Below are 20,387 nucleotides of genomic sequence, written 5' to 3'. Positions count from 1 at the left end.
CTCAGCCCCCGAACGGTCTGATCTGGACCAGGTGCGCGCGCCCGTCGGCGGCCACCCACTCCACGTCCACCGGCTGGTCGCCGTCGGCGAAGTGCGCCTGCAGCAGCCTGCCCGCGAGCGCGAGCCGGGCCAGCAGCGGCTTCACCGTGTCGTCCACATCGGACTGGAATGCGCCGAGGGACAGCGTCCGCCCGCCGCCCTCCATCGTGTTGTAGACGTGCTCGATCGGCAGGGCCGCGCCGGAGACGACGTCCTCGACCGAGCGCGGGGAGATGTTGAGGAACACGCCGCGGATGTCGGCGGGCTGGACCGGGTTCGCGGTCACCATGACGCCGCCGAGGTCGCCGTGCACCTGCCGCTGCACGATCACGGCCATGTGCGCGTCGGCGATGCCCGCCTCGCGGCGCAGCCGGGTCGCGCGCGGGGAGCGCAGCGACGCCCGCACCCTGGCGATGGCGGCGGGCACGTCCTCGGCGGCGACGCCGGTCAGCGACTCGTAGATGCCCGCCGCGGAGAAGCCGGGCAGGTCCTCGGCGTCGGACGAGCTGCGCACCGCGTACGGGCCGGGGCCGACGTGGTGGGCGAGCGCCGCGGCGACGCGGGCGCCCAGATCGTCGGTGTTCGCGGTCCCGAACGGCAGCGCGATGCCCGGCGGGACGGACAGCGTCTCGCGCAGCAGGCGGTTCGCGGCGTCGGCGAGCGCGTCCGGCCGCGGCTCGTCGAGGAGCCGGGCGAGGTGGGCCAGCAGGTTCGGGCGCGGGGGGCGGGGCCGCTCGTAGTAGCCGAGCAGCCGGTCGGAACCGTCCCGCAGCACGCGCGCGACCTCGCCGACGTGCGCGGCCTTGGTGCCGTAGCGGACGGCGTCGGCGATGCCGATCCGGTCGAGCGGGGCGATCTCGTCGTGCGCGGTGTCGGCCACCGGCACCACCACCGCCCGACGTGGCGGGCCCGCGTCGACGGGCAGCGGCTCGCCGCGGCTCAGCCGGACCGACGGCTGGGCGGGATCGACCTCGTAGACGACCCAGGCGCCGTCGAGCCCGTCGCGCGCGATGGTGTCGAGGACGCCGAGCTGGACGGCGTTGGGGATGTCCCAGCCGCGGGCGAGGATGTTCGTGTGCGACAGCGGCGTGGTGTGCGCGGAGTTGAGAATTCCGGACACCCTCGGGATGTCCTCGGGAACGCGGTCCATGACGACGATGTCGAACCAGCGCAGCGGTTCCGCGGCGCGGTATTCCGCCTCGCTCCCGAATGCGCGCAAACGGCCGTGGGCGCGTCCGGGACGAAGCGGGACAAAAGGTGAGGACGCATACAATTCAGTGGCGTGCACCCGGGGCAGCTCGTCCGGCGGAATTAGCGCGACGAATCGCTCCTGCAGGTGGTTCGCGGGCTTGAAGAACACCGGCGGGCCGACGACGCTGCGCCGTACCCGCTCGTACAGGTCGCGCGCCATGTCGGCCGACATCGTGTCGACCTCGGTCGTCTCCAGCGCGTAGAAGGGGGAGCCGCCGCGCTCGTACTGGCCAAGGGTGGCCAGGTAGAAGCGGCGATCCGGCGCGCGCATGACGCTGTGGTTGAACGCGTCCAAGATCCGTTCGATCTCGCCGGGGGGAAGATCGAGAATGTGCTTGGCGATGTACTGGACGTGCAGCAGGCGCGCCGCCTCGTCGAGGAAATGAATGCTGTTCGTGACTTTGTCGATCACGACTTTCACATACGGGATGCCCGACAACATGCCGGACAACCGGTCGAACGTGGAGACGTCAAGTAGCTGATCAACTACGGATGGTAATGATAATTCAGCGTGCTGGGTCGACACGGCACGACACCTTTCCCCTCGGTCAAGTTGACCTTACCACTAGGTGAACAGCGGGTTTCGGGGATTGGAATTGCCGAAATCAACTGTATAGCCGTGCCCGTATTGTCGGAAACGGGACGACGGTCACGATGCGGACATCAGAGTTCGCGCGTGCGGCCGTACGCGAGCCGGGTCACCTGCTCGTCGTACTCGGCGCGCTCGGCCCGGCTGAGGGTGCGGGGAGCGCCGATGGCCGCCGCGCGCCAGTAGAGCGTGCAGCCCCACTCCAGCAGCAGCGCGCGCTCGGTCGCCGTCGCCAGGTCCGCGCCGTGGGTCAGGGCGCCGTGGTTGGCCATGAGCGCCGCCGTCCTGCCGTCCAGCGCGTCGAGCACCGCGTCGGCGAGTTCCGGGGTGCCGAAGGTGCGGTAGGGCGCGACGCGGACGGTGCCGCCCAGCTCCATCAGCTGGTAGTGCACGCACGGCAGCTCGTCGAGGACCAGGGAGAGCGCGGTGGCCATGGGGGCGTGCGTGTGCACGACCGCGCCCGCCCGGTACCGCCGGTAGACGCCCAGGTGCAGGTCCAGCTCCGAGGTCGGGGCCAGGGCGCCGTCGACCACCGTCCCGTCGAGGTCGACGACGGTGATCTGCTCGGCCCGCGCCTCGGCCAGCCGGATCCCGGTCGGGGTGATCGCGACGAGGTCGCCGTCGCGGGCGCTGACGTTGCCCGCCGTCCCCAGCACCATGCCCTCGGCGGCCAGCCGCCGGGACTGCCGGGCCACCTCGTCGCGCGCCGCACGCAGCTTCATGTCCCCGATCATGCCCAAACCGGACGGTCCCGCGGCAGGTGTGGCACCTTTGTGGGGTGCGAATTCTGATCGTGGAGGACGAGGAGCCCCTGGCCGAGGCCATCGCCCGCGGCCTGCGGCGCGAGGGCATGGCCGTGGACGTCGCGCTCGACGGGAACGAGGGCCACGAGAAGGCGAGCATCACCCGCTACGACGTCGTCGTCCTCGACCGCGACCTGCCCGGCATGCACGGCGACGAGCTGTGCCGGGAGATCGTCGCCTCCGGCGCGCTCACCAGGGTCCTCATGCTGACCGCCAGCGACGCCGTCGCCGACCGGGTCGAGGGCCTGTCCCTGGGCGCCGACGACTACCTGGCCAAGCCGTTCGCCTTCCCCGAGCTGGTCGCGCGCGTGCGCGCCCTGGCCCGCCGCGCGACCCCGGTGACCCCGCCGGTGCTGGTCGCGGGCGATCTGGAGCTCGACCCGGCCCGCCGCACGGTGACCAGGGCGGGGCAGCCGGTGGAGCTGACCCGCAAGGAGTTCGGCGTGCTGGAGGTCCTGCTCTCCGCGCGCGGGTCCGTGGTGAGCAGCGAGGAACTGCTGGAACGGGTGTGGGACGAGAACGCCGACCCGTTCACCACCACCGTGCGCGTCACGGTGATGACCCTGCGCAAGAAGCTGGGCGATCCGGGCCTGATCGACACCGTCGTCGGGTCCGGGTACCGCGTGCGCGCGGCGAAGTAGGTGGGGCTGCGGACGCGGATCACGCTGCTGGCCACGCTGCTGGTCGCGGTGGTCAGCGCGCTGCTGCTGTGGCTGGGCTGGGTGCTCGCCGGTGGCGTGGTCGCCTCGGTGCCCTCGCTGCCGCCGGGGGAGACGGTGCTGGTCGGCGGCGTCCCGGTGACGGCAGACAAGCTGGCCGACGCGCTGGCCGACGACGCCCGCGACCGGCTGCTGCTGGCCGGGTCCGTGGCGTTCGTGTGCGTGGTGACGGCGACGGCGCTGCTGTCGTGGGTCGTCACCGGCCGGGTGCTGCGCCCGCTGCGCGAGGTGACGGCGACCGCGCACCGGCTGTCGGTGGAGTCGCTCGGCCAGCGCATCAACCACCGCGGCCCCCGCGACGAGGTCGCCGAGCTGGCCGCCACCTTCGACGCGATGCTCGACCGGCTGCAGGCGGCCTTCGCCGCGCAGCGCCAGTTCGTCGCCAACGCCAGCCACGAGCTGCGCACGCCGCTCGCGGTGATCCGCACCGAGCTGGACGTGACCCTGGCCGACCCGGACGCCTCCGTCGACGAGCTGCGGCGGATGGGCGACGTGGCCAGGACCGCGACGCTGAAGGCGGGCAGGCTGGTGGAGGCGCTGCTGGTGCTGGCCCGCACGGACGGCCTGGGCGTCGGGGCCACCGGTCCGGTCGACCTGGCTGCCGTGGTCGCCAGCGCGTGGCGCGCCATCCGCGCCGAGGCCGACGCGCGGGCGGTCACCGCGACCTTCCACACCGCCCCCGCCCCGGTCATCGGCGACGCGCCGCTGCTGGAGCGGGTGGCGGGGAACCTGCTGGAGAACGCCGTGCGGCACAACCACGACGGCGGCTGGATCGAGGTCAGGACCAGTCACGATCCACAGTGGAGCGTGCTGCGGGTCGCATCGTCCGGCGCGGTGGTCGCCCCCGAGCGGGTGGGGGAGCTGTTCGAGCCGTTCCGCCGGGGCGGGGTCGACCGGACCGCGCAGACGGGCACGGGCCTGGGGCTGTCGATCGTGCGGGCGGTCGTGCGCGCCCACGGCGGGCGGGTCACCGCGGAGGCGGTGCCGGGTGGCGGGCTGGTGGTGACCGTCCGCCTCCCCGTCATGCGGGCGGGGTGAGGCGGGCCTTGAGGGCCTGCGCGTCGACGGGGGCGCGGACCTTGGCGTCGTTGTCGAAGTAGGCGTAGACGTCGCCGTGCCGCAGCCAGCGGCGGATCTTGGCGGCCCAGCGGTCGAGGGCGGCGTCGGTGTACCCGCTGGTGTAGAGCTCCTCGTCGCCGTGCAGTCTGATGTAGACGAAGTCGGTGGTGATCTCCTCGATGTTGGGCCAGTCCCCGGCGGCGTCGGCGACCACGATGGCCGTCCCGTACGCGCGCATCAGGTCGGTGAACTCCGGGGAGGTGAAGCCGGGGTTGCGGGGCTCGACGGCGTGCCGCAGCGGTCGGTCCTCGTCGGTGGTGGTGTGGGCGCGCCCGTCGACGCGGTGGTCGTGCTTGGCGGCCAGGCGGGCGGCCTCGGCCGTGCTGCGGGGGAGCGCCTTGAGGAAGTCCTCGATGACGTCGCGCTCGTACGGGAAGGTGGCGGGCAGCTGCCAGAGGAGCGGGCCGAGCTTGGGGCCGAGCGCGAGCAGGCCGGAGGCGAAGAAGTTCGCCATGGCCGCCTCGGCGTCCCGGAGGCGCTTCATGTGGGTGATGAAGCGCGACCCCTTGACCGCGAACACGAAGTCGTCGGGCGTCTGGTCCCGCCAGGACTCGTAGCTGCTGGGGCGCTGCAGGGAGTAGAAGGAGCCGTTGATCTCGACGGAGTCCAGCAGGCTGGCCAGGTAGGCCAGCTCCCGCTTCTGCGTCACGCCCTTCGGGTAGAACACACCGCGCCAGGGCGGGTACACCCACCCCGACGTCCCGATCCGGACGGTGCCTGCCACCGGCCCATGATGACACCGCTGGGGGAGCCGGGCCGAACACGCCGCTGCCCCCGGCTCAGGCGAACCGGGGGCAGCGGAGCGGGTCAGGCCGGGACGGAGGCGACGCCCGGGGCCAGGAACGGCTTGCCGTTGACCTTCTCCGCGATGCCCTCGCGGTCGAGGAACGGCGTCGCGCCGCCCATCCAGAACGGCCAGCCAGCGCCGAGGATCATGCACAGGTCGATGTCCTGGGCCTCGGCGACCACGCCCTCGTCGAGCATGATGCGGATCTCCTCGGCGACGCCCTCCAGCGCGCGCTGGCGCACCTCGTCGGAGGACAGCGGGGTGTCGCCGAACTGCCAGAGCGCGGCGACCTCGGGGTCGACGGTCTGGTTGCCCGCCGCGTCCCACGTCCACACCGCGGTCTTGCCCGCCTCCACGAACCGCTTCATGTTGTCGCTCACCGGGAAGCGGTCGGGGAAGGCTCGGTGCATCGTCTCGGCGACGTGCAGGGCGACGGCGGGGCCGACGAGCTGCAGCAGCACCAGCGGGCTCATCGGCAGGCCGAGGTCCTCGGTGGCCTTGTCGGCGACCTCGAACGGCGTGCCCTCGTCCACCGCGCGGATGATCTCGCCCATGAAGCGGGTCAGCAGGCGGTTGACCACGAACGCCGGGGCGTCCTTGACCAGCACGCAGGACTTCTTCAGCGACTTGCCCACCGAGAACGCCGTCGCCAGGGTGGCGTCGTCGGTGCGCTCGGCGCGGACGATCTCCAGCAGCGGCATGACCGCGACCGGGTTGAAGAAGTGGAAGCCGACGACCCGCTCGGGGTGCTTCAGGCGGAACGCCATCTCGGTGATCGACAGCGACGAGGTGTTCGTCGCCAGCACGCAGGTCTCGCTGACGTGCGCCTCGACCTCGGCGAACACCTGCTGCTTGACTTTCATCTCCTCGAACACGGCCTCGATGACGAAGTCCGCGTCGGCGAAGGCCGCCTTGTCCAGCGAGCCGCCGACCAGGGCCTTGAGCCGGTTCGCGCCGTCGGCCGACAGCCGCCCCTTGGCGGCGAGCTTGTCGATCTCGGCGTGCACGTAGGACACGCCCTTGTCGACCCGCGCCTGGTCGATGTCGGTGAGCACCACCGGCACCTTGAGCTGACGGGCGAACAGCAGCGCCATCTGCGAGGCCATCAGGCCCGCGCCGACGATGCCGACCTTGGTCACCGGCCGGGCCAGGCCCTTGTCCGGCGCGCCCGCGGGCCGCTTGGCGCGCTTCTGCACGAGGTTGAACGAGTAGAGGCCCGCGCGCAGCTCGTCGGTCATGAGCACGTCGGCGAGCGCCTCGGTCTCGGCGGCGTAACCGCGGTCGAGGTCGTTCTCCCGCGCCAGCTCCAGCAGCTCCAGCGCCCGCAGTGCGCCGGGCGATGCGCCCTTGGTCTTGTCCTGGACGATCTGCCTCGCCCGGGCGACGGCCGCGTCCCAGCCCGCGCCGCGGTCGATCTCCCTGCGCTCCACCGTGACGGCGCCCGCCAGCACGTCGGCGGCCCAGCGCAGCGACTCCTCGATGAAGTCCGCCGAGCCCAACAGCGCGTCGACCATGCCCAGCTCGAACGCCTGCTTCGGCTTGAGCATCCGGTTCTGCGACAGCGCGTTCTCGAAGATCACGGTGACCGCGGCGTCCGGGCCGATGAGGTTCGGCAGCAGCTGCGTGCCGCCCCAGCCCGGGAACAGGCCGAGGAACACCTCGGGCAGCGCGATCGCGGCCGTGTTGTCGCTGAGCGTGCGGTAGTGGCAGGACAGCGCCAGCTCGACGCCGCCGCCCATCACCGCGCCGTTGACGAAGGCGAAGGTCGGCACCGGCGAGTCGGTGAACCGCTTGAACACCGTGTGCCCGGCCTCGGCGATCCTGTGCGCGAGCTCGCGCTGGGCGACCTGCTCCACGCCGGACAGGTCGGCGCCCACGGCGAAGATGAACGGCTTGCCGGTGACCGCGATCGCCGAGGGCTCGGCGGCGAAGGCGACGTCGAGCGCCTCGTTGAGGCTCACCAGGCTCTGCGGCCCGAAGGTCGACGGGCGGGTGTGGTCGTGGCCGTTGTCCAGCGTGATCAGCGCGACCGGCTGCGCCACGCCCGGGACCCGCACGAGCCGGGTGACCGCGCGGGTGACGACCTCGTCGGGGAAGGCCGCGGCGGCCTCGTCCTTGGTGAACATCACTTCTCCCCGTTCCAGTGCGGGTTCTCCCAGATGACCGTTCCGCCCATGCCGATGCCGATGCACATGGTGGTCAGGCCGTAGCGCACGTCGGGGCGCTCGGCGAACTGGCGCGACAGCTGCGTCATCAGCCGCACGCCGGAGGACGCCAGCGGGTGCCCGCAGGCGATCGCGCCGCCCCACTGGTTGACCCTCGGGTCGTCGTCGGCGATGCCGAAGTGGTCGAGGAACGCCAGCACCTGCACGGCGAACGCCTCGTTGATCTCGAACAGACCGATGTCCGAGATGGACAGACCGGTGCGGGCGAGCACCTTCTCCGTGGCCGGGACCGGCCCGACGCCCATCACCTCGGGCTCGACGCCCGCGAAGGCGTAGCCGACCAGCCGCATGCCGACCGGCAGGCCCAGCTCCCGGGCGGTCGCCTCGTCGGCGAGGATGCAGCCGGTCGCGCCGTCGTTGAGGCCCGCGGCGTTGCCCGCGGTGACGCGCCCGTGCGGGCGGAACGGGGTCTTGAGCGCGGCCAGCGTCTCCACGGTGGTGCCGGGGCGCGGCGGCTCGTCCTCGGTGGCCAGGCCCCAGCCCAGCTCGGCGGAGCGGGTGGCGACGGGGACCAGCTCGGGGCCGATCTTGCCCGTCTTGACCGCCTCGGCGTAGCGCTCCTGGCTGCGGGCGGCGTACTCGTCGCAGCGCTGCTTGGTCAGGTGCGGGTAGCGGTCGTGCACGTTCTCCGCGGTCTGGCCCATGACCAGCGCGGTCGGGTCGACCAGCTTGTCGGCCACGATGCGCGGGTTCGGGTCGACGCCCTCGCCCATCGGGTGGCGGCCCATGTGCTCGACGCCGCCTGCGATCACGATGTCGTAGGCGCCGAAGGCGATGCCGCTGGCGGTGGTGGTCACCGCGGTCATCGCGCCCGCGCACATGCGGTCGATGGCGAAGCCGGGCACGGACTTGGGCAGCCCGGACAGCAGCGCCGCCGTGCGGCCGATGGTCAGGCCCTGGTCGCCGATCTGCGTGGTCGCCGCGATGGCGACCTCGTCGACGCGCTCCGGCGGGAGCTCGGGATAGCGGCGCAGCAGTTCGCGGATGACCTTCACGACGAGGTCGTCAGCGCGGGTCTCCGCGTAGATGCCCTTCGGTCCTGCCTTGCCGAACGGTGTGCGGACACCGTCGACGAAGACCACGTTCCGAACGGCCCGCTCGGGTGCGGCGGGTGCGGCCACGGGTGCTCCTTCGAGTTGGACTACCGACCGGTAACGATGCTAGCCGATGTTACCGACGAGTAGCAGCGGGCGGGCGTGCCACGGTCGGGTGGTGCGCGTCAGCTGCCGAGGCCGACCTGCTCGGCCAGGTCGGCAACGGCGGCGTCGAAGAACTCGTCCGCGGGCTCGATCGCGCCCCTGAACTGGCCGAACAGCTCGAAGCTGACCATCCCGGACACCTGTGTCCATGCCCGGACCACCCGTGCCATCGCTCCCGGCGCGATCGGGCTGTCCAGGGCCGCCGCGGTGTCCGTCATCTGCTTGGCGAGGGTGGGGCTCAGCGGCGAGTCGGGCGCGTCCTCGGCGATGGTGGTGAGCACCTTCGCCACCCGCGTCGCGGGGCCGACCGTGTCGCGCGGGGCCTGATAGCCGGGGATGGGGGAGCCGTAGATCAGCATGTACTCAGCCGGGTTGGCCAGCGCCCACGCGCGGACGGCCCGGCAGACCCGCGCCCAGCGCTGCGCGCGCGGCGCCCCCGGGTCGTCCGCCTGCTCGGCGGCCTCGCCCAGCGCGTCGTACGCGTCGATGATCAGCGCGGTCAGCAACTCGTCGCGGCTGGGGAAGTAGCGGTAGATGGCCGACGAGACGAACCCCATGGACCGGGCCACGCCGCGCAGGGAGAGGTTGTGGACTCCGTCCTCGCGCAACTGCCTGCGGGCCTCGTCCTTGATCTGCCGGATCGCGGCGGCCCTCGCCTGGTGCCGCGTCGTGCGGTGCTCAGCCATGGGGGGAGTCTACGAGAGCAGTGCTCTTGACGAGAGCAGTGCTCTCGGTTTTACTGGGACGCACAGGGAGAGCAGTGCTCTCAGAAACGTCGAGGAGACGCCATGCGGTACCAGAAGCCCGGCTCGTTCACCCAGCGCGTGTTCAACCCGATCGTGGCGTTCCTGGTGCGGCGCGGGGTGAACGTGGCGGGGTCGCGGGTGCTGGTCGTGCGCGGTCGCAAGAGCGGGCAACTCCGGTCGACCCCGGTCAACCTGCTGGTCATGGACGGTGAGCGCTACCTGGTGGCCCCGCGTGGCCACACCGAGTGGGTGCGGAACCTGCGAGTCGCAGGCGAGGGCGAGCTGCGGCTCGGGAAGAAGGCCGAGCCGTTCACCGCGACCGAACTGCCCGACCCGGCCAAGGTCGACGTCCTCCGCGCCTACCTCAAGCGCTGGGCCTGGGAAGTGGGCGTCTTCTTCGACAAGGTCGACGCCGACTCCCCGACCGCCGAACTGCTGCGCGTCGCCCCGGACCATCCGGTGTTCCGCCTGAGCTGAGCCTGCGCGTCGTGGGGGTGCCCGCTGTCGTCGCTGACCGCGCGCTTGGACGGCGATGGCGTCGTGGATGTGTGGGCGGGCGTCTCGAGTGTGTTGAGGACAGTGCGTGCGGTGTGATCGCCCCGGGCTTGTCCCCGGAGTGACTGCTGCGTTGTGGGACGCGCCGGATCACCCGGGGGTCGGGGGGTGATCCGGCGCGTGGGGTTACGCGGTGGCGAGGTCGAACACGTGGACCGCGCCGTTGCCGGGCAGGGTCACCAGTTCGACGGTCTTCGCCGGGTCCAGGGGGATCGAGTTGGCGAAGACGCGGTACTCGTAGGCCGCGTCGCCGTAGCCGGTTGGGCGGTTGCGGCCGGCCGTCGCCGCCACCAGGGTCGCGCCGTGGGCGCCTGCGTCCTGGAAGGACCAGTTGGGGAAGCCGAGGGTGGCCGACGCGGCGGTGCCGTCGGAGTACCAGACCGTCACCGTGCCGGTCGCGGCGAAGCTGGAGCCCGAGCCGAGGAACACCAGGCGGGAGCCCTGCCCGGTGAACTCGATCGTGCGGCCGCCGCCCGCGGCGTTGTCCGGGGTCCCGACCGGCACGGACGGCCAGCGCAGCGTCGCGCCCAGCGCCGTGACCGCGGCGCCCGGGGTCAGGCCCTTCTCGGCGAGCCGAGCCGAGGAGAACGAGTTGCCCTCGCCGTCGAAGTTCCCGGGCGTGGGGTTGGACTCCGCGGTGACGCCCACGTTGTTGTACGCGGCCGCCAACCCGGCCAGCGGGGCGCCGGACCGCTCGAGGCGGGTTCCGGTGGCGGTCCCCGCCCCGTCGCCGCCCCGGTAGGACGCGGTCGCGGTGAACTTGCGCACCGTGAACGACGCGGGCTTCTCCGGGACGTGGATCAGGAACTCCACCGTGGCCGACGCGCCGGGGGCGAGCGCCTCCTTCACCGACCGCGACGCCGGGTACGACGTCCAGCCGATCGGCCCGGCGAACGAGACCGACAGCCGCGACAGCCGCGCCGAGCCGCCGTTGGTCACCGTCACCTCCACAGTGGACACAGCGGGCCCGTCGAGGTCGACGGCGCCGATCGTCACCGCGACGGCGGCCGACGCCGACGCCGGGACCGGTGCGGCGAGCAGACCGAGGACCGCGAGCAGGAGCAGGAGTCTGGAGCGCATCGCTGTCCTCCTCAGACGGTCGCGGGCATGGCCGACGGACGGGAGTCGAGGCCCACGCGGGGCGTCATCCACTGCCCTCGGGTGAAGTCCGGCACCCGCACCGGCTTGCCGTCGCGCTCCAGCGACCGCACGCTCAGCGGCACCGGCGAGCACCAGACGGCCGAGTCGTAGACATCGATGTCGGGGACCAGACCCGCGCGCATCTGCTGCACGACGCGCCACTGCAGCACGTAGTCCATGCCGCCGTGCCCGCCGTTGTTCTCGTCGCCGACCTCTTTCCACAGCCAGTGGTCGAAGCGGTCGCGGTACGGGCGGAAGTCCTGCCAGGCGTGCCCGCCGTGGTCGGGCTCCAGGTAGACGCGAGCCGGGTAGTCCTCCACGATCCCGCGACTGCCCGCGAGACTGTTGATCCGGCTGTACGGCCGGGGCGAGCTGACGTCGTGCTCGGCCCGGATCACCCGCCCGCGCTCGGTGTCGATCAGGCAGGTGACCAGGTCGCCGTTGATGTAGGTCTCGTTCCACGACGGATGCCCCTGGGGCACGTGCCGCGCGCGGTAGTCGGCCAGGCCGCGCGGGGCGGTGGCGGTCGCGCGCAGGTAGGTGAACCGGTCGCCGCGGTTGACGTCCATGCACGCCGCGATCGGGGCGAGGCCGTGCATCGGGTAGAAGCTGGCGATGCTGCGGGTGTGCCACTTCCTGCGCCAGGCGTCGGTGTAGTACGTGTCGGAGAACAGCAGCGCGCGCAGGTCGTGCAAGTAGCCGCCGTGGCCGTTGGTGATCTCGCCGAAGACGCCCTCGTGCGCCATCTTCAGCATGGCCAGCTCGTTGCGGCCGTAGCTGCAGTTCTCCATCAGGAACAGGTGTTTGCGGGTCAGCTCGCTGGTGTCGACCAGGTCCCACAGCTCGGCCAGCTCGGTAGCGATGGGCAGCTCGACGCCGACGTGCTTGCCGCCCAGCAGCGCGCCCTTGCCCTGCGCGTAGTGGAACTCCCACGGCGTGGCGATGTAGACGAAGTCGACGTCGTCGGCGGCGAACAGCGACCGGTCCGTCGCGTGGACCGCGGGCCGCGGTTTGCCCAGCGAGACCAGCCGGTCCGCGGCCCGGTTCGCCCGGTCGGCGCGGACATCGTGGACGGCGGTGACCACGCACCCGGGCACGGCCGCCCAACCGTCGAGCATGCCCATGCCCCGGTTGCCCAGCCCGACCAGCCCGACGCGCACCGTGCGGTGCTCCTCGAACGGGACGCCGATCATGGTGCGCTGATCGCGGCGCCTGCGGGGATCGGCGGTCGCGTCGTCGGCCGAGGCCGACGCTGGCAGGGCGGCGAGCGCACCCGCGGCCAGGGCGCCGCCGAACAGCGAGCGCCGGGAGACGTTGAGCAGGTCGGTCATCGAGCACCACTCCCAGGTGGGTCGCAGGGGATGCCCGAAACTGTGTCTTGACGCTCATTCCATGTCAAGACATGCTTGCTGCGAACGCACTTCAATCATCTTCGGTCAGACCATAGATCGTTGAGATGATCAGATCATCTGAGCGGCGAGAGCGCTCAGATGCCGCGCGCATCCAGATGATCTGATCATCGAGATGGCCTGACCATCCAGATGATGTGACCATCTAGGGGCTGGCGATCGCCCAGATGATCCGACCATCTCGGCGAGGCGGTCACTCAAATGATCAGACCATCCGGATGACAGATGATCAGACCATCCGGATGGCGCGATCATTCAGATGGCTACATCATCCGAATGGCCTCATCATCCAGATGTTCTGATCATCCGGATGGTCGCATCATCTGAACCCCGGAGGCCGGGTCGGGCGGTGCCCAACCCGGCCCAGGGTTTGCGGCGTCCGGCGCGGCCCCGGGGTTTGCGGCGTCCGGCCCGGCCAGAGGTTTGGGGCGTCCGGCGTGGCCCGGGTTGGGGCGTCCTGCGCGGCCAGGGGTTTGGGGCGTCAGGCGCGGGCCTGCAGGGCCTTCGTCAGGTCCGGGCCCGCGAGCGCGATCTGCCACTCGCGCGCGCCGCCCGCGCGGAGGGTGGCGGCGACGGTGTCGGCGTCGGCGGGCTCCGGGGGCTGCCAGCAGGTGCGGCGCACCAGGTCCGGCTGCAGCAGGTTCTCCACCGGCAGCCGGTTCGCCTCGGCGAGCGCCGTCAGGGCCGTGCGGGCCGCGGAGAGGCGGGCGGCGGCGTCGGGGTCCTTGTCGGCCCAGCGGTTCGGCGGCGGGGGGCCGTCGTTCGGGGGCGACGGGTCGGGCAGTTCGCTCTTGGGCAGTCGGGCGGCGGTGCGCAGGGCCCGCATCCACGTCCCGGACATGCGCCGCTGCGCGCGTCCCCGGAACACGGGCAGCTTCAGCAGGGCCGCCTCGTCCTCGGGGCCCGCCACGGCGGCGGCGACGATCGCGCTGTCCGGGAGCACCCGGCCGGGAGCCAGGTCACGCTGCCGCGCCACCGAGTCCCGCGTCTCCCACAGCGCCCGCACGGCCGCCAGGCCGCGCGCGGTCCGCACGCCGTGGATGCCCGACGTGCGCCGCCACGGCTCCTTGCGGGGCGGGGCCGGGGGAGCGGTGCGCAGAACCTCGAACTCCTCCAGCGCCCAGTCCAGCTTCCCCTGCGCGCGCAGCTCCTTCTCCAGCGCGTCGCGCAACGGCACGAGCAGTTCGACGTCCAGCGCCGCGTAGTTCAGCCAGTCGAGGGGCAGCGGGCGGCGGGACCAGTCGGCGGCGCCATGGCCCTTCTCCAGCTGGTAGCCGAGCAACCGCTCCACCAGGGTGCCCAGGGCGACGCGCTCGAAGCCCGCGAGGCGGCCCGCGAGCTCGGTGTCGAACAGCCGCGACGGCCGCAGGTCGAGCCCGGCCAGGCACGGCAGGTCCTGGGACGCGGCGTGCAGCACCCACTCCTCGTCGGCCAGCGCCGAGATCAGCGGGTCGATGCGGTCGTCGAGCGCGACCGGGTCGATGAGGAACGTGCCCGCGCCCTCGCGGCGGACCTGCACCAGGTACGCCCGTTGGGAGTAGCGGTAGCCGGACGCTCTCTCGGTGTCGATGGCGATGGGGCCTGCGCCCGCGGCGAGCGCGGCGGCGGCGTCCAGCAGTGCGGCGTCGTCCGTGACCACGTCCGGCGTTCCGTCCGCGGGCTCGGTGAGCAGCACCGGGGAGACATCGGGTCCTTGGCCGGGTGTGGTCACGGCGCAAGACCCTACGGCACGCACGCCGACCAGGCGTGCGGATCAGCAGCAGTCGTGTGGCTGGGCCATGCCCAGCCCAGCCACACGACTGCTGATGTCTAGCGGATCACCCCGGCCCGCATGGCCAGCGCGACCATCTGGGCGCGGTCGCCGGTGCCCAACTTGCGGCCGATCCGCGACAGATGCGACTTCACCGTCAGAGCCGACAGGTTCAGCGCTTCGCCGATCTCCTTGTTGGACTGCCCGTCCGCGACCAGCTGGAGCACCTCGACCTCGCGCGCCGACAGCTCGCGCGGGGTGTTGTCGGTGCCCGGCACCCGGGTGCCCGTCGCCAGGACCGGCGCGACGCTCGGGTCGGCGTAGACGCCGCCTTCGAGCACGCGACGGACCCCGTCGGTCACCACCACCGGCGAAGCGGACTTCAGCAGGTAGGCCTGAGCGCCCGCCTGGAAGGCCGATCGGACGGCGTAGGGGTCGTCGGACGAGGCCAGCACGACGATCCGCGGCCAACCGTGGCTGCGGAGCTCCGTGACCAGCTCAATCCCACTGCCGTCCGGCAGACCCAGGTCGAGAATCGCCAGGTCGCAGGGACCAGTGGCCTGCGCTCGCGCTCTCGCCTCGGCCACCGTGGCGGCCTCGTGCACTGTGCCCGCACCCATCTGGGTGAGTCGGGCTGCTATCGCCTCCCTCAAGAGCGGGTGGTCATCGACCACCAGCACGGAAAACAGCTCTTCCCGCGGGTGCGGGACCATGTTCGCCGGCAAGGAGCCGGCTGGCGTGGTTCGAACGGCCTGACCTAAGCCGACGGCAGCCACGTCACTACCTCCCTGGAGTCGGTCGTTGCCCCCCGACCGGCACTGGGACTTTCGACCGAACAGCCGCGCCGCCGTTGGACCGAAAGTGGTGTCGACAGGGGCAGCCTAGCCGCCCAAGCGGGTTAGCGGGACGATCAATCGGGTATGTATCCGATCGGGTTGTGACAGTCGGCAGTTTTAGTAACACGTTCGGGTGAGTCACCACGTGGTGACGTAACGGAAGGGCCTAGCTACGCGATGAAACGGAGTCACGGGTAGTGGCGGACAGCCCGCTCGATCGCGCGCTCCGGCTACTGGCAAGCGTCCCCCTGGTCGACGGCCACAACGACCTGGCGTGGACGCTCCGTGACCGATTCGGATCCGACCTCGACGCCGTAGACCTCACCGCCGAACACCCCGACCTGCACACCGACCTGCCGCGCCTGCGCCGGGGCCGGATGGGCGCCCAGTTCTGGTCGGTGTACGTCCCGAGTTCGCTCACCGGACACGAAGCCGTCACCGCCGTGCTCGAGCAGATCGACCTGGTGCACGAGATCGTCGGCAGGCATTCGGAGCACCTGGCGCTCGCCCGAACGGCTGATTCCGTGGAACAGGCCTTCGACCAGGGCAGAATCGCCTCCCTGCTGGGCGCTGAGGGCGGCCACTGCATCGCCGGGTCGCTCGGCGTCCTGCGCGCGCTGCACCGGCTCGGCGTCCGCTATCTGACCCTCACCCACAACGACAACACGCCCTGGGCGGACTCGGCCACCGACGAACCCGTGGTCGGCGGGCTGTCCGGGTTCGGCGTGCGGGTCGTCGCCGAACTGAACCGGCTGGGCATGCTGGTCGACCTCTCGCACGTCGCCGCCACCACGATGCACGCGGCGCTGGACGCGGCCGCCGCGCCGGTCGTCTTCAGCCACTCGTCCTGCAGGGCGATCACCGACCACGTCCGCAACGTGCCCGATGACGTGCTGGAACGCCTTCCCGGCAACGGCGGGGTGATCATGATCACCTTCGTCCCGGCCTTCGTCTCGCAGGCCGTGGCCGACTGGGACCCGAGGGCGGGCGGGACGCCGCCGCGGGCCACGCTGCTCGACGTCGTCGCCCACATCGAGCACGCCCGCGAGGTCGCCGGGGTCGATCACGTCGGCATCGGCGGCGACTACGACGGGTGCGTGGGCATGCCCGACGGACTGCCCGACGTGTCGGCCTACCCGAGGCTGTTCGCCGCTCTGCTGGAGCGCGGATGGAGTGCGTCCGACTGCGCGAAGGTTGCTGGCCGTAACGTCCTACGTGTGCTCCGCGCGGCCGAAGACGCTGCCGCCGCACGGTCGTAAGCGGCAACGGGCAACGTCGAAATCTGGCAACAGGTAAAAAGTGCCGGTGCGCCTCCCCGACCCGGCAACTGGCAACCGGTAAGTCCTTCCCGGGTGATCGGCACCGGCCGCGCAGGCCGCGCCGAAGGATCGTCGGAAGGACACACCGGGCGTGAACCGAACCGCTCGCGCGCTCCGCATGACCGCGGCGCTCGCTCTCTCCGGGGCCGTGCTCGCAGGCCTCGCATCCCCTCCCGCGACCGCGGACGACGGCGTCCTGCGGGCGGATCAGGCGATAGCCAGGGAGTGCGCGGCCGAGCCCCTGCCCGATGGCGCCCCGGGCACGGCCCACCGCGCGGTGACCGCGGGCGCGGGTGGGCTCGTCCAGGTCAGGCTGGCCCCGGACGGTCCCGGCGTCGGCGACTGGGACGTGGCCGTCTTCGACAGGGCCACCGGCGAACTGGTGGCCGCGTCGGCGGCGCTGCGGTCGGTCGAGCTGGCCGAGGGCTTCGTCGCCGACGGCCAGGAGCTGGTCGTGCAGGCCTGCCGGTACGCGGGGACGGCCCGGTCCGTCCGCCTCGGCGTCGACTTCCTCGCCGTGCCCGTCGACGGCGAGGGGCAGCGGGCCGAGATCGTGCGGGTCCACACGCCGACCCGCGCGCACAAGGACCGGCTGCTGGCCCTGGACCTCGACCTGACCGAGAAGGCCGACGCCACCGGGGTCGAGGTCGTGCTCGCCACCGACGAGGACCGCAGGGCGCTCGCGGCCGCCGGGCTCGACACCACCGTCGTGCGCCCCGACGTCTCCGCGCGCTCGGTCGCCAACGCCCGGGCCGACCGGGACTACGCCGCCCGCGTCGACCGCTCGCCGCTGCCGTCGGGCCGCACCGCCTACCGCCACCTCTACGACTACGAGTACGAGATCAAGGACCTCGCCCGCCGCAACCCCGGCCTCGTGCGCGCGTTCACGCTGCCCGAGCGGACCTGGGAGGGGCGCGACGTCGTCGGGGCCGAGATCGCCGCCGACGTCGACGCCATCGCCGACGGCAAGCCCGTGAGCCTCGTGATGGGCGTGCACCACGCCCGGGAATGGCCCGCGGGCGAGCACGCGATGGAGTGGGCCCACGAACTGGTCGCCGGGTACCGAGGGGACGCCGCGATCCGGTCGCTGGTGGCGCGGACCCGCACGATCGTCGTCCCGATCGTCAACCCGGACGGCTTCAGCGTCTCCCGGGAGGCCGAGCCGCGCGGGGACCTCACCCGCTTCGACTACGAGATGAAGCGCAAGAACTGCGCCGTCGCCGACTCGCCGGAGGACCTGCGGACCGGCGCCTGCGCGGCCAACCCGGCCGGGCGGCTGCGCGGCACCGACCCCAACCGCAACTACCCGGGCTTCTGGGGCGGCGCCGGGGCCTCGCCGACCTGGTCCAGCGACGTCTTCCGCGGCTCGGCCCCGTTCTCCGAGCCGGAGACCCGCAACATCCGGTCGCTGGTGTCGACCCGGCAGGTGACCAACCTGCTCACCCTGCACACCTACTCGAACCTCGTGCTGCGCGTGCCCGGCGTCGCGGCGGTCCGGCCGCCGCTCGACGAACCGGAGTACAAGGCGCTGGGCGACCGGCTGGCCGCGCGCAACGGCTATGTCAGCCAGCCGTCCTGGCGGCTCTACGACGCCACCGGGACCACAGAGGACTGGTCCTACTTCGCCACCGGCGGCTGGGGCTTCACCATCGAGATCGGGCCGGACGAGTTCCACCCGCCGTTCGAGACCGGGGTCGTGGCCGAGTACGCGGGCCTGGCGCCCGCCGCGGGCGCCGGACGCGGCGGCAACCGGGCGGCGTTCCTCGACATGCTGGCCAACACCGCCGACCCGGCCGCGCACTCCACCCTCGTGGGCTCCGCGCCGCGCGGGCACAGCCTGCAGCTGCGCAAGACGTTCCAGACCCCGACCTCGCCCGTGGTGCTGCCGGACGGGTCCGTCGGGTCGCCCCTCTCCGTGACCGACACGCTGACCTCGACCCTCGCCGCGCCCGGCGGGCGGTTCACCTGGGCGGTCAACCCCTCGACCCGGCCGTTCGTCGCCGGGCGGCACGGCCGCGAGCCGCGCGGACCCGCGCAGCAGCCCATCGAGCTGGCGAACCCGCCGGGCGTCCCGGCGGTGAACACCGACTACCCGGCGGATCAGACTGCCGAGGTGATCCCGTTCCGAGTGGACGGTCCGCCCGTGGACAACGGCAAGATGACCGTGTCGGTCCGGTGGGGGACGCCCGCGAGCGACTGGGACCTCTACGTCCTCGACGCCTCGGGCGCGATCGTGGCCGCGTCGGAGACGGCGGGCACCGACTCCGAGGCCGCTGTCATGTTCGACCCGCCCGCGGGGGAGTACCGGGCCGTGGTGGTCCACTACGAGCAGGCCCGCCCGTCCGGGCCGGACGACTGGTCCGGGCTCCGGGTCGACTTCGCCTCGCCCCTGCCGCCGCTCTACGGTCCGAAGGAGGCGTACACGCTGACCTGCTCCGATCCCAGGGGCAGGCTGGTCAGCGTCACCGAGGTGTTCGTCGACCGCGGGCAGACCGCCGATGTCGGCGACGTGTGCGCCCGGCGGGCCAAGCGCTAGCCGGAGCGGTCCGCGGCGGCCATCCCCGAGCCGCCGCGGACCCCGTTCTCACGCGGGCTGCGGCACCGCGGCCATCAGCGCGTGGAAGTGGTGCGGCTCGTGCGTGGAGAACAGCCCGTACCAGGCGTCCAGGGCGGGCTGGCTCAACACGCCGAGGCGCGAGAGCACGGCGCGGGCGAACTCCAGCGGGGCCACGCCGCTCGCGGTGATCAGGTCGCCGTCGACGACGGCGGGCTCGTTGCGGTAGAGGTGCGCGCCGAGGTAGTTCGGGGCCAGCGCGGCCAGCGCGTTCGGGTCGTTGCTGGTGTGGATGCGGGTGTCGAGCAGGCCAGCGGCCGCCAGGGCGACGGTGGCGCCGCAGATCGCGGCCACCGGCACGCCCGCGGCCAGGAACTCCGCCGCCTTGGCCGCGGCGGGGGCGTGCTCCTGCGCGTCCCAGATCTCCGAGCCGGGCAGGATGAGCAGCGCGCTCTCCTGCGGGGCGAGCTCATCGATGGCCAGGTCGGGGGCGATGGTCAGACCGCCCATCGTGCGGATGGGGGCGCGGGTGGCGCCGACGGTGCGCACGGGGAGCGCGGTGCCGGGCTCGGCGAAGAAGCGGCCGGTGTTCAGCTCCGCGATCAGGTGGCCGACCTCCCAGTCGGCCATGGTGTCCAGGACGTACAGGTGCGCGTTCGTCATGCCCCCACGCTAGCCGTGCCCACCGACATCCTCAGTCGCCCTGCCGCTGGCTGAACAGCGCCACCCCGACCGGCGGCAGGCCGACCACGCTCGCCATCAGGTCGCAGAACGCCTCGCCGTGGGCCACCAGGTCCTCCGACACCGGCGTCCACGACGCGCGCAGCTCAAGGTCGTCGGTGCGGGCGGGCCCGGCGATGTCGCCGAAGCGGGCCGAGGACGTGTCGGTGACGGTGCCGCCCAGCGCGGTGTGCTCCGCGCCCGCGGCGGTCAGCGCGTCGGTGAGCCACGACCAGCCGACGCTGGGCAGCAGCGGGTCGTCGGCCAGCTCCGCGTCCAGCTCGGCGCGCACGTAGGCGACCAGGCGCAGCACGCCGTCCCAGGCCTGCTGGCCCTCCGGGTCGTGCAGCAGGATCAGCCTGCCGGTGGCGTGCACGTCGCCGGGGCCGTCGGCCTCGGCGGTGAGCGCGTACGCGAACGGGGCCAGCCGCTGCGGAGCGCGGACCTCGGCGAGCTGCAGCTCCCGACGCGGGCGCAGCGACCGCAGCGCCGCGACGGCCCGGACGAAGATCTCAGGCGCTGGCGTCTCGGTCACGACTGGTAACTGTAAGACCACCCGAGACGGTGAGCGGGGATGGCGCGCCGACCAATACCGCAACCCACGGTGCGAGTAGCCACCGTCCGGGG

17 protein-coding genes are annotated in these 20,387 nt (G+C 72.4%); 5 read left to right on the top strand and 12 right to left on the bottom strand.

Annotated features, from left to right (window positions below):
• Window position 1: 1 nt before the first annotated feature.
• Window positions 2-1,702 carry a PEP/pyruvate-binding domain-containing protein gene (locus IEY98_RS25790; protein ID WP_229787441.1) on the bottom strand — a complete coding sequence of 567 codons (1,701 nt, stop codon included), beginning with the start codon at window positions 1,700-1,702 and terminating at the stop codon, window positions 2-4.
• Between the two features lie 251 nt (window positions 1,703-1,953).
• Entirely contained in the window at window positions 1,954-2,601 is a 648-nt protein-coding gene (locus tag IEY98_RS25785) for a class II aldolase/adducin family protein (RefSeq protein ID WP_189213209.1), read from the bottom strand.
• 56 nt (window positions 2,602-2,657) lie between these two features.
• Between IEY98_RS25785 and IEY98_RS25780 the strand changes: the two genes are divergently transcribed.
• Entirely contained in the window at window positions 2,658-3,323 is a 666-nt protein-coding gene (locus IEY98_RS25780; RefSeq protein ID WP_189213208.1) for a response regulator transcription factor, read from the top strand.
• A complete protein-coding gene (locus IEY98_RS25775; RefSeq protein ID WP_189213207.1) occupies window positions 3,324-4,439 on the top strand; it encodes a sensor histidine kinase in 1,116 nt (371 codons plus the stop codon).
• On the opposite strand, the gene IEY98_RS25770 is transcribed toward IEY98_RS25775, so the two are convergent.
• From IEY98_RS25770 to IEY98_RS25755, 4 genes are all read right to left on the bottom strand, one after another.
• The gene (locus IEY98_RS25770; RefSeq protein ID WP_229787440.1) at window positions 4,423-5,244 is read right to left on the bottom strand and encodes a DUF72 domain-containing protein; all 822 of its coding nucleotides are present in this window, start codon (window positions 5,242-5,244) and stop codon (window positions 4,423-4,425) included. The genes IEY98_RS25775 and IEY98_RS25770 overlap by 17 nt on opposite strands.
• Before the next feature lie 83 nt (window positions 5,245-5,327).
• Complete coding sequence (locus tag IEY98_RS25765) at window positions 5,328-7,433, bottom strand: 3-hydroxyacyl-CoA dehydrogenase NAD-binding domain-containing protein (protein ID WP_373292460.1); 2,106 nt, start codon at window positions 7,431-7,433, stop codon at window positions 5,328-5,330.
• The gene (locus IEY98_RS25760; protein ID WP_189213205.1) at window positions 7,433-8,653 is read right to left on the bottom strand and encodes a thiolase family protein; all 1,221 of its coding nucleotides are present in this window, start codon (window positions 8,651-8,653) and stop codon (window positions 7,433-7,435) included. Before IEY98_RS25760 ends, IEY98_RS25765 begins: the two co-directional genes overlap by 1 nt.
• 98 nt (window positions 8,654-8,751) lie before the next feature.
• Complete coding sequence (locus IEY98_RS25755) at window positions 8,752-9,417, bottom strand: TetR/AcrR family transcriptional regulator (protein ID WP_189213204.1); 666 nt, start codon at window positions 9,415-9,417, stop codon at window positions 8,752-8,754.
• Between the two features lie 102 nt (window positions 9,418-9,519).
• On the opposite strand from IEY98_RS25755, the gene IEY98_RS25750 reads away from it, so the two are divergent.
• Entirely contained in the window at window positions 9,520-9,954 is a 435-nt protein-coding gene (locus IEY98_RS25750) for a nitroreductase family deazaflavin-dependent oxidoreductase (protein ID WP_189213203.1), read from the top strand.
• A gap of 204 nt (window positions 9,955-10,158) precedes the next feature.
• Here IEY98_RS25750 and IEY98_RS25745 read toward each other — a convergent pair whose 3' ends face one another.
• The 4 genes from IEY98_RS25745 to IEY98_RS25730 form a co-directional block, all read right to left on the bottom strand.
• A complete protein-coding gene (locus IEY98_RS25745) occupies window positions 10,159-11,112 on the bottom strand; it encodes an NEW3 domain-containing protein (RefSeq protein WP_189213202.1) in 954 nt (317 codons plus the stop codon).
• 11 nt (window positions 11,113-11,123) lie between these two features.
• Complete coding sequence (locus IEY98_RS25740; RefSeq protein WP_189213201.1) at window positions 11,124-12,503, bottom strand: Gfo/Idh/MocA family protein; 1,380 nt, start codon at window positions 12,501-12,503, stop codon at window positions 11,124-11,126.
• 559 nt (window positions 12,504-13,062) lie between these two features.
• Window positions 13,063-14,292, bottom strand: coding sequence for an HRDC domain-containing protein (locus IEY98_RS25735; RefSeq protein WP_229787439.1), 1,230 nt, complete (start codon window positions 14,290-14,292; stop codon window positions 13,063-13,065).
• Window positions 14,293-14,390: 98 nt separating this feature from the next.
• The gene (locus IEY98_RS25730; RefSeq protein WP_035282988.1) at window positions 14,391-15,107 is read right to left on the bottom strand and encodes a response regulator; all 717 of its coding nucleotides are present in this window, start codon (window positions 15,105-15,107) and stop codon (window positions 14,391-14,393) included.
• A 257-nt stretch (window positions 15,108-15,364) separates the two neighbouring features.
• On the opposite strand from IEY98_RS25730, the gene IEY98_RS25725 reads away from it, so the two are divergent.
• Window positions 15,365-16,426, top strand: a complete 1,062-nt coding sequence (locus IEY98_RS25725) for a dipeptidase (protein WP_189213200.1) — start codon at window positions 15,365-15,367, stop codon at window positions 16,424-16,426.
• A 178-nt stretch (window positions 16,427-16,604) separates the two neighbouring features.
• Window positions 16,605-19,022, top strand: coding sequence for a M14 family zinc carboxypeptidase (locus IEY98_RS25720; RefSeq protein WP_189213303.1), 2,418 nt, complete (start codon window positions 16,605-16,607; stop codon window positions 19,020-19,022).
• 48 nt (window positions 19,023-19,070) lie between these two features.
• On the opposite strand, the gene IEY98_RS25715 is transcribed toward IEY98_RS25720, so the two are convergent.
• Both IEY98_RS25715 and IEY98_RS25710 read right to left on the bottom strand, forming a co-directional pair.
• Window positions 19,071-19,703 (bottom strand): type 1 glutamine amidotransferase family protein, encoded by a 633-nt coding sequence (locus tag IEY98_RS25715; RefSeq protein ID WP_189213199.1) that lies wholly within the window; start codon window positions 19,701-19,703, stop codon window positions 19,071-19,073.
• Window positions 19,704-19,734: 31 nt separating this feature from the next.
• On the bottom strand, window positions 19,735-20,295 hold the full coding sequence (locus IEY98_RS25710; RefSeq protein WP_229787438.1) for a DUF3000 domain-containing protein: 561 nt from the start codon (window positions 20,293-20,295) through the stop codon (window positions 19,735-19,737).
• Between the last annotated feature and the right edge of the window lie 92 nt (window positions 20,296-20,387).

Source organism: Actinokineospora fastidiosa (genome assembly GCF_014648415.1).
GTDB lineage: Bacteria > Actinomycetota > Actinomycetes > Mycobacteriales > Pseudonocardiaceae > Actinokineospora > Actinokineospora fastidiosa.
Note: the sequence above shows the minus strand (reverse complement) of the source record. Positions and strands in the feature narration are given on the sequence as shown.